Source organism: Methylomagnum sp., from assembly GCF_054333355.1.
Genome location: NZ_JBTEKS010000041.1, coordinates 1 through 19143, shown reverse-complemented (window position 1 = coordinate 19143; position 19143 = coordinate 1). Strand labels below are relative to the sequence as shown.

Sequence of the window (19143 nt, the reverse complement as noted above, 5' to 3'; positions counted from 1 at the left end):
ACAAAGCCATCCCTTCCCGCCCGAAACTCCCCCATGAAAAAACGCCTGGAATCCCTGCTGCAAAGCGCCGTCACCGCCCTCAAAACCGCTGGCGCGCTGCCCGCCGACATCGAGCCCACCGTCATGGTGGAGCGCACCCGCGACGCGACCCACGGCGACTTCGCCACCAACCTCGCGAGGTCCCTGGCGAAACCCGCCCGCAGCAATCCCCGGCAACTGGCGGAGAGGATCATCGGCACCCTCCCAACCGACCCGGCGGTCGTTAAGGTGGAAATCGCCGGTCCCGGCTTCATCAACTTCTTCCTCGATCCGCAGAGCCAATTCGGCGTCATCCGCGCCATCCACGACGCCGGGCACGACTTCGGCAAAAGCCAAATCGGCGCGGGCGCCAAGGTCCAGGTCGAATTCGTCTCCGCCAATCCCACCGGCCCCCTCCACGTCGGCCACGGGCGCGGCGCGGCTTACGGCGCGGTGGTGGCGAACCTCCTTAGCGCGGTCGGCTTCGACGTGCATCGCGAATACTATGTGAACGACGCCGGGCGGCAGATGGACATCCTCGCCGCCAGCGTGTGGCTGCGGTATTTGGAAGAATGCGGCGAAACCCTGGTCTTCCCCAGCAATGGCTATCGCGGCGAGTACGTCCGCACCATCGCCTTCGATCTGCACAAGCAGCACGGCGACACCTTCCGCCGCCCGGTCGCCGACGTCATGGCGGACATCCCGGCGGACGAGCCACAGGGCGGCGACAAGGAAATCCACATCGACGCCCTGGTGGCGAAAGCCAAGGCGCTGCTGGGCGCGGACGGCTACCGGACGGTGTTCGACGCTGGGCTGGTCAGCATCCTCGACGACATCCGCCAGGACTTGGAAGAATTCGGCGTGCGCTACGAGGAGTGGTTCTCCGAGCGCGGCCTGACCGACACCGGCGCGGTGGAGCGGGCCTTGGAAAAGCTCCAAGCGGCGGGCCACCTCTATATTAAGGACGGGGCCACTTGGTTCGCGTCCAGCCAACTGGGCGACGAGAAGGACCGGGTGGTGGTGCGCGAGAACGGCCAGATGACCTATTTCGCCTCCGACATCGCCTACCACATGAACAAGCTGGAGCGCGGTTTCGACCGGATCATCAACATCTGGGGCGCCGACCATCACGGCTACATCCCCCGCGTGAAGGCCGCCATCCAAGCCCTGGGCGGCGACCCGGCCAAGCTGGATGTGCTGCTGGTGCAGTTCGCGGTGCTGTACCGGGGCGAGGAGAAGGTGCAGATGTCCACCCGTTCCGGCGAGTTCGTGACCCTGCGGCAACTCCGCAACGAGGTGGGCAAGGACGCGGCGCGGTTCTTCTACGTGATGCGGAAGTCCGATCAGCACATGGATTTCGACCTCAAGCTGGCGACCTCCCGCACCAACGAGAACCCGGTCTACTACGTCCAATACGCCCACGCCCGCGTGTGCAGCGTGTTCCGGGAGTTGGATGAAAAAGGCTGGGCGCGTGATTTGGCGGGCGGCATGGAACATCTGACCCGCTTGGTGGAACCGCACGAAACGGGTTTGGCGGCGATTTTGGCCCGTTACCCGGAAGTGCTGGAGCAATCCGCCCTGCAACACAGCCCCCACCATTTGCTGCATTATCTGCGCGAACTGGCGGGCGAGTTCCACACCTATTACTTCGCCCACAAGTTCTTGGTGGAAGACGCCGCTCTGCGCGACGCCCGCCTCAACCTGATCGCCGCCGTCCGGCAGGTGATCGCCAATGGGCTGAGTCTGCTGGACGTATCCTCACCGGAGTCGATGTAAATCATGTCCAGGGATTACAAGAACCGCATTCCCGCCTATCGCCAGCACAAGCCCAATCACACCCGGCTGTGGTCCATGTTGGGCGCGGCGGTGGCGGGCGTCGCGGGACTCGCGGCCCTGGCCTACTATTCGTTCTTCCGTCCCGAGGGGCAAATCGCCACGCCGCCCGCCGGTCCCGAAACCGTCCAGGCGGTGCCAGCGAACACCGCTGCCGTAACCCCCCTCGCCAAGCCGGGCGATGGCAAAAAGCCCACCGCCAACGGCAAAAAAGCCGAACCGGCTCCGGCCCCCGCGATTCCAGAGCCTCGTTTCAGCTTCTACAAAATCCTCTCGGAAAAGGAGGTCATCATTCCCGAGAACGAAATCAAGACCATGAAGCGGGAGGAGGAGGCTCAAGGCAAGAAGCCCGAGACCACCTATCTCCTGCAAGCCGGTTCCTTCACCAGCCAAGCCGACGCCGAGAGGCTCAGGGCGCACCTGGCCGAGATCAAGGTCAAGGCCAAGCTGGAAATGATTAAGCTCGACAACACCGCCTGGTTCCGGGTCAAGGTCGGTCCCTACGCCACCCTCGCCGACGCCGACAAGGTCCGACAGCACCTCCGCTCCAACAAGATCGACAGCGTCGTGCAGAAGGCGACGAAGTAGCCAGTGCGCGTGCCGGACACGCGCACATCGCCAACCCTTTACCGATCCGCCCGATTCCAATGCCGATGCTGCCCCACGGCGGCGATGAACGGCTGCACCGCCTCCGCCTCGCTGGCCGCGACGACCACGCCCGGTGCCGCGCCCACCCCCGCCGCTTTCAGATAATCCGCGCCCGCCCCGCTGGCCCCGATGGCCTTCTTGTGGGCGTAGGCTTCCTGGACGAACTGGCTGGCCTTTAAGAGCGCTTGCAGGGCGTTCACGCTGTCCTTCCCGCCCGGCAGATACACGGCGTCGTACATCACCGAGTCCGCCGTGTCGAAGCTCTTGTCCACGGCCACCGCCTTCCCGCCCGCGCCCTTGATCTCGCCCAAATGCGGCGCCACCACGTCGGCCTTGGCCCCCGCCGCTTTCAGGGCCGCTTGCAATTGCATGACCTCGGCGGCGTCCACCCCGTCGGCGGCGAGGATGGCGATGTGGCGGGTCTTCACGTTGCCCTTGGGGCTTTCCTCCTGGCTCAAGCCCTTGGCCGAACCGGCGCGGGCGGCGGGTTGTCCGGTGGGCGCGGTGAGTCCCAAGTAACCCGCCACATTCGCGGCCAAAGCCCCGTCGATCTGTGCCAAATGATCGACCATGCGTTGCCGAACCTCTTTCATCGTCACCTTGCCCAACTCGAACTTCAAGGCATTGGCGATGTGCTCCTGCTCCGGCGGCGACATGCTGTTATAGAACAGCGCCGCCTGGGTGTAGTGGTCGTCGAAGCTCTTGGGCCGCTCCCGCACCTTATTGCCCTGGACTGGTGCCGGGTAGGTCACGTAACCACTTTGCTCGGGGCTGGCTTCCTTGGCGTTGCCGCCGGGCAGCGTGTTCGGCTCGTAATTCGCCTTGCCGGGCCGGTTGTCGTAGCGCATGAAGCCGTCCTGCTGGAAATTATTGACCGGCGACTTGGGCTGGTTGATGGGCAACTGGGTGAAGTTCGGCGTGCCGAAGCGGTTGATCTGGGTGTCCAGGTACGAGAAATTCCGGCCCTGCAACAACGGGTCGTCGGAGAAGTCGATGCCGGACACGATGTGCGCGGTGTGGAACGCGGACTGCTCGGTCTCGGCGAAGAAGTTGTCCGGGTTCTTGTTCAGCACCAGCTTGCCGACCGGCTGGACCGGCACCACGTCCTCCGGCCAAATCTTGGTGGCGTCGAGGATGTCGAACTTCACCTTGGCGACCTCGTCCTCGCCCAGCAATTGCACGCCCAGTTCGTACTCGGGGAACGCGCCGTCGGCGATGGCCTCCCACAAATCGCGGCGGTGGAAATCCGGGTCGCGTCCGGTGAGTTCGTGGGATTCGTCCCACACCAACGAATGCACGCCCAGCAGCGGCTTCCAGTGGAATTTCACGAAGGTGGATTTGCCCTGCTCGTTCACCAGGCGGAAGGTGTGGACGCCGAAGCCTTCCATCATCCGGTAGCTGCGCGGGATGGCCCGGTCGGACATGATCCACATGATCATGTGCATGGATTCCGGCGTCTTGGCGATGAAATCCCAGAAGTTGTTGTGGGCGGTGGACGCCTGGGGCATCTCGTCGTCCGGCTCCGGCTTGAAGGCGTGGACCAGGTCGGGGAACTTGATGGCGTCCTGGATGAAGAACACCGGGATGTTGTTGCCCACCAAATCCCACACGCCGTCCTGGGTGTAGAACTTGACCGCGAAGCCCCGCGCATCCCGCACCGTGTCCGCCGAACCCCGCGAGCCGTTGACGGTGGAGAAGCGCACGAACACCGGCGTCTTCGCGCCCGTATCCTGCAAGACCTTGGCCTTGGTGTATTTCGCCAAGGATTGGTAGACCTGGAAATAGCCGTGGGCGCCGGTGCCCCGGGCGTGAACCACCCGCTCCGGGATGCGCTCGTGGTCGAAATGGGTGATCTTCTCGCGGAAATGAAAATCTTCCAGCAGGGCCGGGCCACGGGGTCCGGCGCGGAGGGTGTTCTGGTCATCGTTGACCCGCTGGCCTTGGTTGGTGGTCAGATAGCCGCCCTCGGCGACGCTGGGCACTTGGCTGTCGGCGGGGGCTTTGGGACCGCCCGGCGGCGGGGCTTTTTCCGGGGACGCTGCCGAAAGGCTCATGGCGCCCACGAGCAAGGCTAGGGCAATGGGCAACTTATGGTTGGGGACATTGGGCATGACTGACTCCTTGTCGTGCGGGTTAGGGTTTATAGGGTGGGTGAAGGCGCACTGAAGAAAACCCAGATAATTCCGGTAAGGCCGCCGTGCGCCGTAACCCACCATTCCAATTGGCTCGGCGGGTTACGCCGCACGGATTCCTTCCATGAAATACGCGGCCCAAAACGAGAGCGCCTTCGCCCACTCCATGAATATCGGACATTTTGCGTATACACCGAGCTTAGACAGGCGGGCGGGGCGGGCCATTCACGGCGGGGCGGGGATTTAAGGCGGGGCCGTAATCTTGCGGACTAGATTGAGCGGAGTTTTATAGCGTGGGTGGAGGCGCCGCGGCGAAAGCTTATACTTCTTTAACCAACAAGTGAAACTTTATCAAACCTCTGAAACCTCAACCTCAAAAAGGTCTTTAGCTCGGGCGCATGGACGCCGGTCCCGACCTCCAAAAGACACGAACTAATGGCCGCATGAAACAGCTCGTAGCTTTCGTAATACTTGGAGTTCAGGCCCTGTTTTCTGATGAATTTCCATAGGCGCTCTATGACATTCAGGTTCGGCGAGTAGGCGGGCAAATACAGTAATTCTATATTGAGTTCTTCCGCGAGCGCTTTCACCAGCTTGGCGTGTTGGCATCTGGCGTTGTCCATGACCAGGGTGACTGGAAGATCAAATCCAGCCGCGGCAATGGCCGTGAGCAAGTCGCATACGCTCCGGGCATTGATGTATTCGTGACTGGTTATCGTGACCATCTGGTGTGTGATGGCGTCAATCGCACCCAATACATTGAACCGCTTTCTTCCCGAGGGAGCGGGAATGAAGGGCCGGAACCAATACATAGGAAGCCTAGGAAGGGTGCCCATACAAAATGCGCGGCATCCACAAAAAATACTTTCCGTTCACCGGCCCTTGCCTCCTCCAGGCGAGGCTCAAGCTGTTGTTCCAAGAACTCTTTCTGCTTATCGTGGTGGCCTGGATCAGTTTGTGCGGCGGGAATTGACAAAGCCCTGCCATCCGTGGCTTTAGGCGTTCCAGCAACCTTTTCCGTGGGTGGCCGATGGTTGAAAGCCAGTTCTGTTCCACCAAATCGGTTTCTTGGTGGAACAGCTAAACCCACGCCATCCGTGGCTTACAGCGTTTTGTTCCACCAGTTCCACCAACTGTAGACATACCCCCCTTTAGGTTTTTGAATAAATCGCGGAAAGCCGCGCCGCGTCTGTGTTTCATGGGGTTTTTTACGTAGTTGATGTTGGTTCTTGGTTGAACAGGGCGGACAGCTTCAAGGCATAAAGGCGCTTCAAGACGACGCGCGGAGGCGAGATAGACGGGCGGCGGGCGGTGGCCGGGGCTTCCGCCGGGGAGTTCACCGCCCACGGCGGGGCGGGCCGATTCCCGCGCCATGGCGTGGAACAGGTCGTCAATGGCCCGCGAAGCGACGGACAGCGCCTTGTCGGTGGCCGCGTCCAAGTGGGCCATGAAGCGCGGGCGCGGCTTGGCGCACACGGACAGCCGGGCGGCGGGCGGTTGGTCCAAGGCTTCCAGGGATAGACGGATTACCCGCTTGGCGATGTGGGCGTACAGCCACAGCAGGGAACCGGGCGGCACCAGCGTTTGAACGCGGTTGAGGTCCGCTTGGATCGAAACCAAGTGGGACGGGCACGGCGCGGGAGATACGGAGAGTGGGGTTAGGCATGACTGCCTCCTTTGGATTTTCGAGTTTGGAACGCCCCAAGAAAAGGGGAGCCGGGAGTCTCGAAACCGCCAAAAGAACGGCGAACGGTATTCACCCGTGAGGGTTTATTTCCGCCCACTCCCGACATGGAAACTCGGGTATGGAGCATCATCACGCCGGACGGAATCTGGGCGTAAAGATACCGCGATGCTGGTTGGGTGGATGCGCTTCGCTTATCCACCCTACGTCACTGCCTGATTGTGGGCATGAGTACATGCCCACCCCACGGGAACTAACCCACCGCGTTGTGTCAATCCCCGGCCTTTTTCTTGGTCCGGGCGGGGCGGGCGGCTTTAGGTTCCGGTGGCACGGAATCGTCCCCGGATTCTTCGCTTTCGATGGTTTCAATCGGTTGAGCGGCGGGCGCGGTTTGGTTTTTTGCGCGTTCCAAATTCAGCGCCAGCAATCGCCGCAAAATATCCTTATCCGTCCATTCTGGCGTGTAGTTATCCCAGCCATAGGCTTTGGCGACGGCTTTATCGAGGGTTTGATGGGCGCTTATTAACCAGGCTGGCCGCTCGTTATAAAGGTTGGTCAGCGTGCGCTTTTTAAGGTCGGCCTCAAAGCCGGGTTTGGCGACGGGGCGTAATGGAAATCCGGCGGCTTCTTCTTCCTTGGTGCGCACCCAATCCACCCATTCTTTTGGATTCAGCCAGTTTTCCCGGTGTTCATTCAGGGTTTTGGCGGCTTCGGCGATGGCGGAGAAATGGGCGTCTGGGTCGGGGTTTGTGAGAATGCCTTCAGGGAAAGGGAAGGTTTCAAAAGTGGTGGTTGGGGTATAGCGGGGGTCGTTGCCGACTCCCAACCAAGTACACATCCGCAATGACCAAAGTTCGTGGAAGCGGGAATGGAGAACTCCAAAAGCGGTATTGTCTGAACGGGCAATAACGTCGAGTAGATTCATTGCCAAATTGGGTGATGAACGCCACGCAAATATCCGATGCTTTGAAACAACGGGGGTAACGATAAAGCGAGCTATTTTTGATAGCTTTAACCTCATTTCGTATCTAGGTCGTTCAAATAACCACCAGTTTTCACGGGTCTTCTTATTCCGATCTTTGGCGCGTTCGGGTTTAACTTGCTCAAGTATATACTCGAATGGTTGCTCAAAAAGAGCCGCTTCTGATTCACTTAATCCAGTAAAGTCGATTATCCACGTATCGGAATCCTTGCGAACAATATCCGTGGCATTTATCCAAGGACGAAGTACACTGCTATTGGAAAGACCATTGGGGTTTCCGCTGCTTTTTAGCCAATGCCTTGCAGTATCTCCGGGAATATCAAAAGCACCATATTTTTTAATGCCCTCGAAGCAGTAGCCTTTGTTTTCGGGCAAAGGCAATGCGGTAGTCAGGTCAGAAATGGTTTCATCCCCGCCAGTTAAATCAGGATAAATAATCGCGGCAGGCGTTCCGTTAAGGACAGTCGATGCAGTGCCATCTATCCCGTTAAAGCTCACCAAACTCACCCTTACCGATGCCCCATCATTAACCCAATCTTCATCGCTCCAAGCCTCAAATATCCGCCCGCTTTCACAAATACGCTCCAACACTTTCCGGCTTGCCCCGCCACGAATACTATTCGTCGCCACTAATCCAGCCCGCTGAGTTTTTCCCGCCTGAATCTGCGCCCGTGCCTTCTCAAACCAATAAGTCAAAAAATCCGCCCCGCCCGGAACCCGCCCCTTATACAGCTTACGAAGCCAGGAAACATAATTTTCTCCAAGTTCCCCCAGCATTTTCTTATCCCCCAAAAACGGCGGATTACCCACAATCACATCCGCCTCCGGCCATGCCGCCTCGCCGCCATCCGCATTCATCAACGCATCGCGGTTTTCAATCGTATTCAGCGGCTTAAGAATCGGATTCCGGCCCAAGTCATAATTATTTTTAAGCATCCACTGCAACTCACCAATCCAAACCGTCACACGGGCCAACTCAGCCGCATACGGCTCGATTTCCAAACCCAACACATTCGCCGGAGAAACCTCGATGCCGACCTGCTTTAACAAACCCAGCTTCTCGGCGTCCAGATTCACCCGCTTCTCCAAATCCTTAAGCGCCGTCAACGCCAAATATAAGAAATTCCCGGAGCCACAAGCCGGATCAAGCACCCGGAAATTCCGCAACCGCTCCAAGAACCCATGGAATATATTCTTAGCGTGCTTCCGGGACTTGGTTTTATCGGCGGCAATCTCCAATTTCGCCGCCTCCCATTCAGCAGACAACGGGCGGGAAATCACCGGGTCAATCAACAGCCTGATGGTTTTCACATCGGTATAATGCGCCCCCAATTGGCTGCGCTTATTCGGATTCAAACCGCGCTCAAACAGCGTCCCGAAAATAGCCGGTTCAATCGCCCGCCAATCCCGTTCGGAAGCGCTCGCCAAAGCCAAAAGATCGGATTTCTCCAGCGGCGGCACGTCGATGGTTTTGAACAAACCGCCGTTGAAATGGGCAATATCATGGTCGCCATAATCCCCACCCTTACGCATGGCGGTGAATAACGTGGTCAGCTTCTTGGCGGCCAATGCCGTATCTTTGCCCGCGTTTTTAAGCAGGTGAGAAAATACGCTGCCCGGCAATAACCCCTCATCCTCCGCGAACATACAGAACAAACATTGAATGAGAAAATGAGCCACCCGCCCCGCCTCCAAACCCCGGTCGCGCATCGCCTTGGCCATATCCGCGAATTGACCGGCGGCTTCCTCGGTAATGGCTCTTCTCGATTTGAGCGGCCTCAGCCGTATCGGATCGGTGAAAACCCATTTCAGTATGTCGAGATTTTCTTTCTGCCCAATCTCTTCCAGCAAGATAGTCCGGGTTTCGTCGGGATAATCCGGGAAATTGGTGTGAATCTCGATGCGCAAGCGGTCTGACACCACCAATAATGGCGGGTCTTCCAAGTCCGGGGCATAATCAGTCAATTGCTTTAAAGCCGATTTAAGATGGCCCGGCCTTTTGTTTTCCCAACCAAAAAACTTACGCTTCCAAACATCCGCCCAACCATCGCCGCCCCCCGACTTTTTCGCGCCCCGCTCAAAGCAATAATTGTCGGGATCATGGGGTTTTTCCACGCCCAGCAACTCGCATAGATCGAGGAAATAAGGCTGTGCGCCAGCCTTTTCAGAAAGCTTGCTGTCTTTCCACTTATTAATGAATTCTTCGGGTGTCATACCAAATCTTCGGTGCGTTGAATCACGGTTAAAACCAATCGGCGATAGACGGGCGGGGGCGGAATCGCTCGGGAATAGGGCTTGCAGGGCGGGAGTTCTCCCCCTGCGCCATTCTGTTTCAGTGACGGGTCGATTGTCGATATATCCGGGGTGGGTTCCTTGTCCAATCTCCCGACAGAAACGGCGCGGCATGAAAAGGCCGCATGGTTAGCGGCTTTCAGTGATTGGCGGGAACGAGAGAGGTGTGGCGTCCCTAATTAAAACGCCTTCGGCAACCCCGCCTGTTTCAATATCTCGTTTGCCATGCGCCGGGATTGAACCGTCACCGGCACCGTGAATGATTTCCCGCTGATGGGGCTTTGCCATATTTCATGGCTACCTTTTCCCTGCCGCACGGGATAACACCCCGCCGCCCGCAATCGCTTGGAAAGCTCAGGATAAAGCCCGCTGCCCATCAACAAGCCCGCGCCAAGGCCGAACGCTCCGCCGTGATGTGGTACGGAACCGGGCGGGTATCCCCTTGCGGTAATACCCCATTCAGAATCAAAAGCTCGGGAATAAGCTCACCCGCTGTATTCATCAAGTCTTCCAAAGTAGCCGCCTCGGCACACAGGCCGGGCACATCCTCACTGGTGCCTACCCATACCTTAGCTTCATCATCCCAAAAAGCAGTTATGTGATACTCGGACATAGGGTTATCTCCAAAGAAATAGGGGAGAAATACCGCGAATATCATTCAATATTCTGTATCTGCTCCCGCATCTGCTCAATCAACACCTTCATCTCCACCGAGGCGCGGGTGGTTTCCACGTCCGCCGATTTTGAGCCCAGCGTGTTGGCCTCCCGGTTCATCTCCTGCAACAGAAAGTCCAGCCGCCGCCCCACCGGGTCTTTCTGCTTGAGCGAGCGCAGCACCTCCTCGACATGGGTGTCGAGCCGGTCCAGCTCCTCTGCCACATCCAATTTCTGGGCGAGGTAAACCATTTCCTGTTCCAGCCGATCATTGTCGGGATTGGCGGAAATCTCCGTGAGCCGGGCGACCACCTTGGTCCGCACCGCCTGCAACACCACCGGCAGCCGGACGCGGGCGGCGGCGGCGTGTTCCTTGATCTTCAGGCAGCGGTCCTCCACCAGCGCGGCCAGTTGGCGTCCCTCGTTTTCCCGGCAGGCCACCGCCTTCTGCAAGGTTTCGCCCAACAGGTCCAGAATGCCGGCGGCGAGCCGCTCCCGGTCGGTCTCCGGCTCGTGCAGGGCGCCGGGCCATTGCAGCACCTCGAAGGCGTCGAACGGGGCCAAGGGCTTGGCGCTCAGGGCTTCCACCTCGCGGGCGGCGGCCAAAAGCTGCGAGACCAGGGCGCGGTTGACGTGGATCGCGGCCTCGCCCTGCTGGGTCTTCTTCCAGGACAGGCAGCCGTCGATCCGGCCCCGCTTGATGGCGGTGCCGATGCGGCCCCGCACCTCCGGCTCCAGAAACCGAAAGGCGTCGGGCAGGCGCAGGGAAATGTCGAGGTAGCGATGATTGACCGAGCGCACTTCCCAGGAAAAAAGCCAGCCAACTATTTCCCTTTCGGCCCCGGCAAAAGCTGTCATACTCCGTATCATGTTGCTTATACTTGTTGGATTGCTGAAAAGCGTTAGATGGTAAGCCCAACCCGCCCATGAGAAAACCCATATTCGGGCACCATGCAGCCAAGCCTGAGTCGGACGACGATTCGGCGAGTTTGTATTTCTTGCCGCCCGGTACCATCATCGACCAGTACATCATCGAGCGCCCCCTGGCGGGGGGCGGCTTTAGCTCGGTGTATATCGCACGCCAACTGGAAGACCAGATGCAGGTCGCCATCAAGGAATACCTGCCGCGCCGCCTGGCCCACCGCAACGACCAGGGCGAGGTGGTGCCGAAGGGCGACGACTCCCGCCGGCATTTCTTGCAGGGACGCCAGTTGTTCTTGGAGGAGGCCAAGGTGCTGACCCGCTTCAAGCACCGCAACATCGTCGAGGTGTTGAACTTCTTCCGCGCCAACGCCACCGTTTACTTGGTGATGAGCTACGAATACGGCAAGGTGCTGGGCGAATATCTGCTCAAGGAGCGCAAGGGCGGGGTCAGCGAGCAATTCCTTCTGCAAGTGTTTCCGCCCCTTCTGGACGGCGTCCGGGTCATCCACGACAACGGCCTGCTGCACCTCGACATCAAGCCCCACAACGTCCTGATCCGCTCCGGGGGCGATCCCCTGCTGCTCGACTTCGGCGCCTCCCAGCCCTTCCCCTACGTCGAGCGGGCGCGCACCGGCAAGGTGTTGAGCAACGGCTTTTCCCCCGTCGAGCAGTACGACGCCGATGGCATCCTCGGCCCGTGGAGCGACATCTACGCCGTCGGTGCCACGATGCGCATGTGCCTGGATGGCATGTTCCCGCCCCCGTCGCCGGAGCGGACCGCGTCGGACACGCTGGTGCCCGCCGCCAAAGCCTTCAGGCGCAAGTATTCGCCCGCCCTGCTTGAAGCCATCGACTGGGCCATGTCCGTCGTCCCCGAGGAGCGCCCGCAATCGGTGGAAGCCTTCCTCTACGCCCTGTCCGTCGAGCCGCCCGCCCGCGACAAGTCGTCGTCCTGAGCGCGAAAAATCCTGCTTTTCCTTCCCGCCCCCATCAGAGCAATTGTCCCGCTTCGCCAGATGGCATAAAGTATGCTGTCGATCACAGCAACCGAAGCAGGAAATCTCCCGATGGCCGAAAGCATCCAAGAACGTCGCGAACAAACCCGTCACATCGTCGGTGAATTGCTGACGGAACGGCAACAGGTCTGGACCCTTTATTGCGCCATAGGCGAAATGCAGCCCTTTAGCGCGGGGGAAGGCTTGGACTCAAAGCTGCGGGATTTCTGCCAGTTGTTGATCGACTACATCTCGCTGGGCCATTTCGGCATTTATCAGCGGATTCACGATGGCACCGAGCGGCGCCAGCGGGTCCGGGAAGTCGCCGAGCAAATTTACGACCGCATCGCCGAGGCCACCGACGCGGCGGTGGCGTTCAATGACAAATACGAAAATTTGTCGGGCGATGAGGTGAGCGCCCACTTGGCCGAGGACTTGTCCAGGCTGGGCGAGGAATTGGCGACCCGCAACGATCTGGAAGATCAATTGCTGGCGGCGATGACCTCGTAGGGCCGTTCGGCGGATCGTTCTCCTGCCACGTCCCGTCCTGTTTTCCCGGCACTCCAGTTCCCACGGCCCATGAAATTTTGCAATTACTGCGGGGGTTCGCTGCATCAGGGAATTCCCGAGGGCGACGACCGCGAGCGCCACATCTGCGCTGACTGTGGCGTCATCCATTACCAGAATCCCAAGCTGATCGCCGGTTGCATCCCGGTGTGGGGCGACCGGGTGTTGCTGTGCCGACGGGCCATCGAGCCGCGCCTGGGCTACTGGACCCTGCCCGCTGGCTTCATGGAGTTGGGGGAATCGCTGGGGGAAGCGGCCCGCCGCGAGGCCCGCGAGGAGGCCAATGTGGAGGTGGAGTTGGAGCCGCTGTACACGCTGTTCAGCCTGCCGCATATCTCGCAGGTGTATGTGTTCTTCCGCGCCAGGATGATCGAGGAGCGCTTCTCCGCCGGGCCGGAGAGTCTGGAGGTGCGCTTGTTCCGGGAGGAGGAGATTCCCTGGGACGAGCTATCGTTTGAAACCGTGTATCGGGCGCTGAAGTTATTCTTCGAGGACCGCCGCAATGGCGGGTTTGAATTCCGGCTTGAGGATATTGGGCCGGATAGTCGGCGGATGCGGCGGGGGTGATTTTTCCGCGTTTCTAAAGATTCCCTTTTCCTGTCATTATCAGGTTTTCCAGCGGCTTGAAGGATTGGCAGCGGTGGGAGACTAAGTCTAAGTTTACGTGTTGCGCGAGTTGGGGATTATGGGTGGCGTGACTGTATCGGGGTTTGCCGTTGTCTTTGCGGCTTAATTTTTCGAGATACTCCTTGGGACTGGCGATGGATTCCGGGCTGGGTATTTCTTTCGGCTTCCAGCCGGTAAATATCTGGGAAACGGCTTGAATGTCCGCCAATAGCCACGCTTCGATTTCTTGTACTGCAATGACGATGCACACACACCCGGATGTTTTGGATGGGCGGATAATCTTCTCCGAAATTTTGCCGCGAATAATGGCAACGTCTTTTTGATCCGCGTCGCAGACCACGACAAACTTGGCGCAGCCGATATGGGCCAGCGAGGTTAATCCCCTCGCCCCATGTTTCAGCAGTTCGGCGATGCCGGTATAGCCGGTTCCGCGAATCTGAGTTTTTGGTATGCCGTGCTTTTCGTGGAGCCGATGGATTAAAACCTTGATGGTTTCCACGTCGGATTTGTCTTCCCCCAATACCCCGTACAATTTAATCCTCCGACAGCAGGCTTAAATATTCCGAAAGCGGTCCATCGTTTTCCAGGAATAGTTTGGCGCCTTCCAATTCCACATCCGAGAGCGCCCGCACTTGGGTTTCGCCTTTGCTCATGGTGACTAATCTAACTTCTTCGGGGCGGAGCAAATCCAATAACGCCGACGAATGGCTCGCCATGATAATTTGGCCTTTGTCGGAATAGGCCCGTAGTACGTCGATTAGCTTTCTTAATAAATCGGGGTGAATGCCGTCTTCGGGTTGCTCGAATAGGTAGACTGAGTTTTTGTCATAAAAGATAGATACGAGGAGGCGGAGAATCCTTCTGGTTCCATAAGATTGATGTTGATATAGCAGGCTGGGAGAGTTGTCAGCGTTTTTCCATCCTTCCTTGCTAGGCCAAAATAAAATTCGGTAATACAGCATATCGTCCAACGATAAATCGCCAAACCTCTTCCATCTGAGAGAGAAATCCACGGTATCTATCTCAATATTACTTATTAAGTCTAAGCCTGATGCCCCTAAAATTGAGCGTAGCTCATCAAAGTCATCGCGCCTCTCAAAATACATATTAATTAAGCGCATAGCTGCTGAATCTACGGGGGCGTTCGACGCAAGCCATCCCAGGTATTCTGAGCGAGATATAAATCCAGGGTTTTCGTTATCCGAAAGATAAGTTAATTCATTTAATGGATAATACCTTATGCCCCGAAAAACGCTTAGCGCTGGCAGAATATGCTTTTGCGTTTCTTCTGACGGTAGAATTGCCGCCAACGCAGAAATTAAAGGGGCGTTTCTTTCAATCTTGGCAATAAAAGTTCCATTTTCGGAAAGAATATTTTCATTTCTTCTGTCAAGTAAAATGGTTTCTTTTTCGTTAGGTTCCTTAATAGAAAGGCTTTCTTCCCTATTTAAATTGATTTCCGCCCCAGAGCCTTGCTCAAACGATAAAATAAGTTTGTAGAAATAAAGGTCTTTTTCTGGCTGGAATGAAATTTCTGCTTCTATTTTGTTTTCTGGGCTGGATGGGCCGATTTTTTTATGTCCTGAAAAAGTGTTTGAGCAAGCGTTTTTTGCTACCCACTCAATCCCCTGCAAAATATTCGACTTCCCCACCCCATTCCTACCCACCAACACCGTCAAATGCCCAAGGTTCGATAATTCCACCGAACGGCAAGTACGGAAATTCTCGATGCGGATACTTTCTATGCCCATGGGAATAATCCGATAAATACGTCAGCCTAAAACAAAAACGCGGCCAAACTGGCCGCGTTTCCTCATTCACCTCAACCCAACAACGCACTCATCCGCTGCCCCATATCGGTCGGCGTGGACACCACATCCACCCCCGCCGCCCGCAACGCCGACACCTTGCTGGCGCCGGTGCCCTTGCCGCCGGTGACGATAGCGCCCGCGTGGCCCATGCGCTTGCCGGGCGGCGCGGTCAGACCGGCGATGTAGCCCACCATCGGCTTGGTGACGTTCGCCTTGATGTACTCGGCGGCTTCCTCTTCAGCGCTGCCGCCGATTTCGCCCACCATGATGATGCCCTTGGTTTGCTCGTCGGCCTGGAAGCGGGCCAGCACGTCGATGAAATCCAAGCCTTTGATGGGGTCGCCGCCGATGCCGACGCAGGTGCTTTGGCCCAGCCCGGCGCGGGTGGTCTGATGCACCGCCTCATAGGTCAGCGTGCCGGAACGCGACACGATGCCCACCGAACCCGGCTGGTGGATGAAGCCCGGCATGATGCCGATCTTGCATTCGCCGGGGGTGATGACACCGGGGCAGTTGGGGCCGATCAGTACCGCGTCGTAATGGGCCAGCGCCGCTTTCACCCGCAGCATGTGCAGGACCGGAATGCCCTCGGTGATGCAGACGATGATTTTGATGCCCGCATCCGCCGCTTCCAGGATGGCGTCGGCGGCGAAGGGCGGCGGCACGTAGATCATGCTGGCGGTGGCCCCGGTTTCTAGCACCGCGTCCCGCACGGTGTTGAAGACTGGCCGGTCCAGATGGGTTTGTCCGCCCCGGCCCGGCGTCACGCCGCCGACCAGTTGGGTGCCGTAATCCAGGCATTGCTGGGAATGAAACGTGGCCTGCTTGCCGGTGAAGCCCTGGCAAATCAGCTTGGTGTTCTTGTCGATCAAAATGCTCATCGCGCTGCCTCCACCGCTTTCTTCGCCGCCTCGTCCAGATCGGAGGCCGTCATGACCGCCAGACCCGATTCGTCCAGCAACTTCAAACCTTCCGCCGCATTGGTGCCTTCCAGCCGCACCACCACCGGGATGGTCACGCCGACTTCCTTCACCGCCGCGATGATGCCCTCGGCGATGAGGTTGCAGCGGACGATGCCGCCGAAGATGTTGACCAACAAGGCTTTGACCTTGGAATCGGCCAGAATCAGCTTGAACGCCTCGGCGACCTTGGCCGCCGTGGTGCCGCCGCCGACATCGAGGAAGTTGGCGGGTTCGCCGCCGTACAGCTTAATCACGTCGAGGGTCGCCATCGCCAGCCCGGCGCCGTTCACCATGCAGCCGATGCTGCCGTCGAGGGTGACGTAGCTCAGGTCGTGCTGACGGGCGGCGGTCTCGGTGGCGTCCTCCTGGGCGGTGTCGCGCATCGCCACGAGGTCGGGATGGGCGAACAGGGCGTTGTCGTCGATGTTGACCTTGGCGTCCAGGGCCACCAAGTGCCCATCGCCCGTGACCACCAGCGGGTTGATTTCCACCTGACTCAAATCCTTATCCAGCACCAGCCGGTACATGGCCGACATGATCTTGGTCAGGGCACCGATTTGCTCGCCTTCCAAACCCAGCGCGAAGGCGAATTCCCTGCATTGATAGGGCTGAATCCCGGCGGCGGGGTCGGCGGTGCAGGTGAGGATTTTCTCCGGCTCGGTGGCGGCGACTTCCTCGATGTCCATGCCGCCCGCCACCGACGCGACGAACAGCACGCGGGCCGTGCCCCGGTCCACCACGGCGCTGAGGTAAAGCTCCCGCGCCAAGGGTCGGACTTGCTCGACGATCACGGCGTTGATGGGCAGGCCATGCCCGCCGCTCTGGTGGGTGACGAGTTGGGTGCCGAGCAGCTTGTTGGCGGCGGCTTCGGTCTCGGCGGCGCTACCGGCCATGATGACCCCGCCCGCCTTGCCGCGCCCGCCGCTGTGGACCTGGGCCTTCACCACCCAGCGCTCGCCGCCGATTGCGGTGGCGGCGGCGGCGGCTTCGTGCCCCGAAAAGGCGGGCTGGCCGGTCGGGACGGGAATCCCATACTGCGCGAAGAGTTGCTTCGCTTGATATTCGTGTAGGTTCATTCGGATGCTCCCTGGAAAAAGAAGTGCCCAACCCGGCAATCCGTGCCGCTCGGGCGGGCGCATTGATAGCGGCTCGCCACGCGGTTTGGGGTGCGGGGTATTCTAAGCGAGCGGTCCTTAAACCGCATCGAAGCGGGTAGGAATATAGCTTTTCATTCTTTATGTTCGCCTTCGTGCGGATGGAGCGCGGCGAACTGGAGCCTGCCACACCGGATTCCCAGCCTGGCGATTGGAAGCCAGAAAGATCGGACGGTTCAAGGTGCCGCCGCAAAAGCACAAAACGCCCGGGCCAGCGCCGGTCGCCCACGGTTGGCACCCCACCCGTTCAAAGGTACGATGCGCCGCTTTCCCCGCCCCCTCCGTAACCGGCCATGTCCGCCAACAAAAAAATCGCCCCCTGTCCCTTCTCGAAACGCTACCTCATCGACGAGGACCAGGCCTGGCAATCGCTGACGGTGTTCTTCCTGTACCGGCTGATGGTCGGCAGCATCCTCGCGTTCCTGTTCTTCTTGCAGGTCTTGCCAGCCTCCTTGGGGCGCTATTTTCCCGAGCTATACGCGACGGTCGCGTCCATCTACCTCGTCTCGATCTTCCTCTCGGCCATGCCCATGCTGCTGCGGCGGCCCTCGTTCAGTGTGCAAGCGCAGTTCCAAGTGCTGGTCGATATCGCCCTGATTCCCTTCATCATGCACGCCTCGGGGGGCGTCGCCAGCGGGGTCGGGGTGATGCTGGGCTTGACGGTGGCGGCGGGCGGCATCCTCATTGGCGGGCGCTGCGCCCTGGCGTTCGCGGCCTTGGCGAGCGTGGCCGTGCTGGCGGAGGAGGTGTACGCCGATTTGGCCGGGCTGTTCGAGCAAACCCACTTCACCTATGCCGGGATGCTGGGCGCGTCCTATTTCGGCATCGCGGTGCTGGCCGTGGTGCTGGCGCGGCGGGCGGAACGCACCGAAGCACTCGCCGAGCGGCAAAGCGCGGACATCGCCAATCTCCAGCAGATCAACGAGTTCGTCATCCAGAACATGCAATCGGGCATCCTGGTGGTGGACGAACATGGCCGCCTGCGCCTGTCCAACGAGTCCGCCGCAAGGCTGCTGCCCATCCCGCCGGGGCGACCGTTCCTGGCAAGCGTCAGCCCGTATTTGGCGCAAGCCTTCCGGGACTGGCTGGCGGATTCCGGGCGCGGCCAGACGCTCCTGAAGATCGACGGGCTGCCGCCGATCCATGTCCGCTTCACCCGGCTCGGTCAGGCGCGGCCACCCATCCACATGATTTTTTTGGAGGACAGCGCCCTGCACAGTGGCCGCGTGCAGCACAGCAAGCTGGCCTCGCTGGGCCGGCTGGCGGCCAGCATCGCCCACGAAATCCGCAATCCTCTGGGTGCCATCAGCCACGCCAGCCAACTCCTGGCGGAAAGCCCTGTTTTGGGAAAACAGGATCGGCGGTTGATAGACATCATCCTTGAGCATTCGGCCCGGCTGAATTCCGTCATCGAGAACGTGCTGCAAATTTCCCGGCGGGGCGAGGCGCATCGCGAGAAGCTCCCGTTGGTGGCGACCCTCGCGGAGTTCCTGCGGGACTTCGGGGTTCAGCACGGCGTCGATCCCGCCTGCTTCCGGCTGGATCCCAAGGCGGAGGAGTTCTGGGGCTTGGCCGATCCCAGTCACTTGCAGCAGATACTCGAAAACCTCGGCTCCAACGCCCTCAAGTACGGCAACCCCGAAGTGGGTCCGATCACTTGGCGGATACTGCCCCGGCAGGGCATGGTCTGCCTCGACATCCTGGATCATGCGCCGCCCATCGACGCCAAGACGGCCTTGAACCTGTTCGAGCCATTCTTCACCACCTCCCACACCGGCACCGGGCTGGGGTTGTACATCGCCCGCGAGCTGGCGGAATTGAATCAGGCCCGGCTGGAATATTCGGATATGGGCGAGGGCG

17 protein-coding genes are annotated in these 19143 nt (G+C 59.3%); 6 read left to right on the top strand and 11 right to left on the bottom strand.

Features of this window, described 5'->3' with window-relative positions:
- Positions 1-33 precede the first annotated feature (33 nt).
- Together argS and ACXWUF_RS05445 are read left to right on the top strand one after the other, a co-directional pair.
- Positions 34-1794, top strand: a complete 1761-nt coding sequence (argS, locus tag ACXWUF_RS05450; RefSeq protein ID WP_458493651.1) for an arginine--tRNA ligase — start codon at positions 34-36, stop codon at positions 1792-1794.
- A gap of 3 nt (positions 1795-1797) precedes the next feature.
- Entirely contained in the window at positions 1798-2439 is a 642-nt protein-coding gene (locus ACXWUF_RS05445) for an SPOR domain-containing protein (protein ID WP_458493650.1), read from the top strand.
- 38 nt (positions 2440-2477) lie between these two features.
- Here ACXWUF_RS05445 and ACXWUF_RS05440 read toward each other — a convergent pair whose 3' ends face one another.
- The 7 genes from ACXWUF_RS05440 to ACXWUF_RS05410 all read right to left on the bottom strand — a co-directional run bounded on the left by ACXWUF_RS05440 (position 2478) and on the right by ACXWUF_RS05410 (position 11101).
- Positions 2478-4610, bottom strand: a complete 2133-nt coding sequence (locus ACXWUF_RS05440; protein ID WP_458493649.1) for a catalase — start codon at positions 4608-4610, stop codon at positions 2478-2480.
- Between the two features lie 350 nt (positions 4611-4960).
- Positions 4961-5467 (bottom strand): IS630 family transposase, encoded by a 507-nt coding sequence (locus tag ACXWUF_RS05435; protein WP_458493648.1) that lies wholly within the window; start codon positions 5465-5467, stop codon positions 4961-4963.
- A 244-nt stretch (positions 5468-5711) separates the two neighbouring features.
- Positions 5712-6251, bottom strand: a complete 540-nt coding sequence (locus tag ACXWUF_RS05430; RefSeq protein ID WP_458493647.1) for a hypothetical protein — start codon at positions 6249-6251, stop codon at positions 5712-5714.
- Between the two features lie 335 nt (positions 6252-6586).
- Complete coding sequence (locus tag ACXWUF_RS05425) at positions 6587-9511, bottom strand: class I SAM-dependent DNA methyltransferase (protein WP_458493646.1); 2925 nt, start codon at positions 9509-9511, stop codon at positions 6587-6589.
- 257 nt (positions 9512-9768) lie between these two features.
- Positions 9769-9966 carry a type II toxin-antitoxin system HicA family toxin gene (locus ACXWUF_RS05420; RefSeq protein WP_458493653.1) on the bottom strand — a complete coding sequence of 66 codons (198 nt, stop codon included), beginning with the start codon at positions 9964-9966 and terminating at the stop codon, positions 9769-9771.
- Positions 9966-10247 (bottom strand): DUF1902 domain-containing protein, encoded by a 282-nt coding sequence (locus tag ACXWUF_RS05415; protein WP_458493645.1) that lies wholly within the window; start codon positions 10245-10247, stop codon positions 9966-9968. Before ACXWUF_RS05415 ends, ACXWUF_RS05420 begins: the two co-directional genes overlap by 1 nt.
- On the bottom strand, positions 10244-11101 hold the full coding sequence (locus tag ACXWUF_RS05410) for a YicC/YloC family endoribonuclease (RefSeq protein WP_458493644.1): 858 nt from the start codon (positions 11099-11101) through the stop codon (positions 10244-10246). Before ACXWUF_RS05410 ends, ACXWUF_RS05415 begins: the two co-directional genes overlap by 4 nt.
- Before the next feature lie 68 nt (positions 11102-11169).
- On the opposite strand from ACXWUF_RS05410, the gene ACXWUF_RS05405 reads away from it, so the two are divergent.
- From ACXWUF_RS05405 to ACXWUF_RS05395, 3 genes are all read left to right on the top strand, one after another.
- Positions 11170-12123: a serine/threonine protein kinase gene (locus ACXWUF_RS05405; protein ID WP_458493643.1), complete on the top strand. Its 954-nt coding sequence runs from the start codon at positions 11170-11172 to the stop codon at positions 12121-12123.
- A 111-nt stretch (positions 12124-12234) separates the two neighbouring features.
- Positions 12235-12672 (top strand): Rsd/AlgQ family anti-sigma factor, encoded by a 438-nt coding sequence (locus tag ACXWUF_RS05400; RefSeq protein ID WP_458493642.1) that lies wholly within the window; start codon positions 12235-12237, stop codon positions 12670-12672.
- Positions 12673-12741: 69 nt separating this feature from the next.
- Positions 12742-13296, top strand: coding sequence for an NUDIX hydrolase (locus tag ACXWUF_RS05395; RefSeq protein ID WP_458493641.1), 555 nt, complete (start codon positions 12742-12744; stop codon positions 13294-13296).
- Positions 13297-13309: 13 nt separating this feature from the next.
- Here ACXWUF_RS05395 and ACXWUF_RS05390 read toward each other — a convergent pair whose 3' ends face one another.
- From ACXWUF_RS05390 to sucC, 4 genes are all read right to left on the bottom strand, one after another.
- A complete protein-coding gene (locus tag ACXWUF_RS05390) occupies positions 13310-13876 on the bottom strand; it encodes a DUF4276 family protein (RefSeq protein WP_458493652.1) in 567 nt (188 codons plus the stop codon).
- Between the two features lie 13 nt (positions 13877-13889).
- Entirely contained in the window at positions 13890-15107 is a 1218-nt protein-coding gene (locus ACXWUF_RS05385) for an AAA family ATPase (RefSeq protein WP_458493640.1), read from the bottom strand.
- A gap of 71 nt (positions 15108-15178) precedes the next feature.
- The gene (sucD, locus tag ACXWUF_RS05380; RefSeq protein WP_458493639.1) at positions 15179-16048 is read right to left on the bottom strand and encodes a succinate--CoA ligase subunit alpha; all 870 of its coding nucleotides are present in this window, start codon (positions 16046-16048) and stop codon (positions 15179-15181) included.
- A complete protein-coding gene (gene sucC / locus ACXWUF_RS05375; RefSeq protein WP_458493638.1) occupies positions 16045-17205 on the bottom strand; it encodes an ADP-forming succinate--CoA ligase subunit beta in 1161 nt (386 codons plus the stop codon). Before sucC ends, sucD begins: the two co-directional genes overlap by 4 nt.
- A 371-nt stretch (positions 17206-17576) precedes the next feature.
- Between sucC and ACXWUF_RS05370 the strand changes: the two genes are divergently transcribed.
- Positions 17577-19143 (top strand): sensor histidine kinase (locus ACXWUF_RS05370; protein ID WP_458493637.1); only part of this gene is annotated, 1567 nt, incomplete at its 3' end.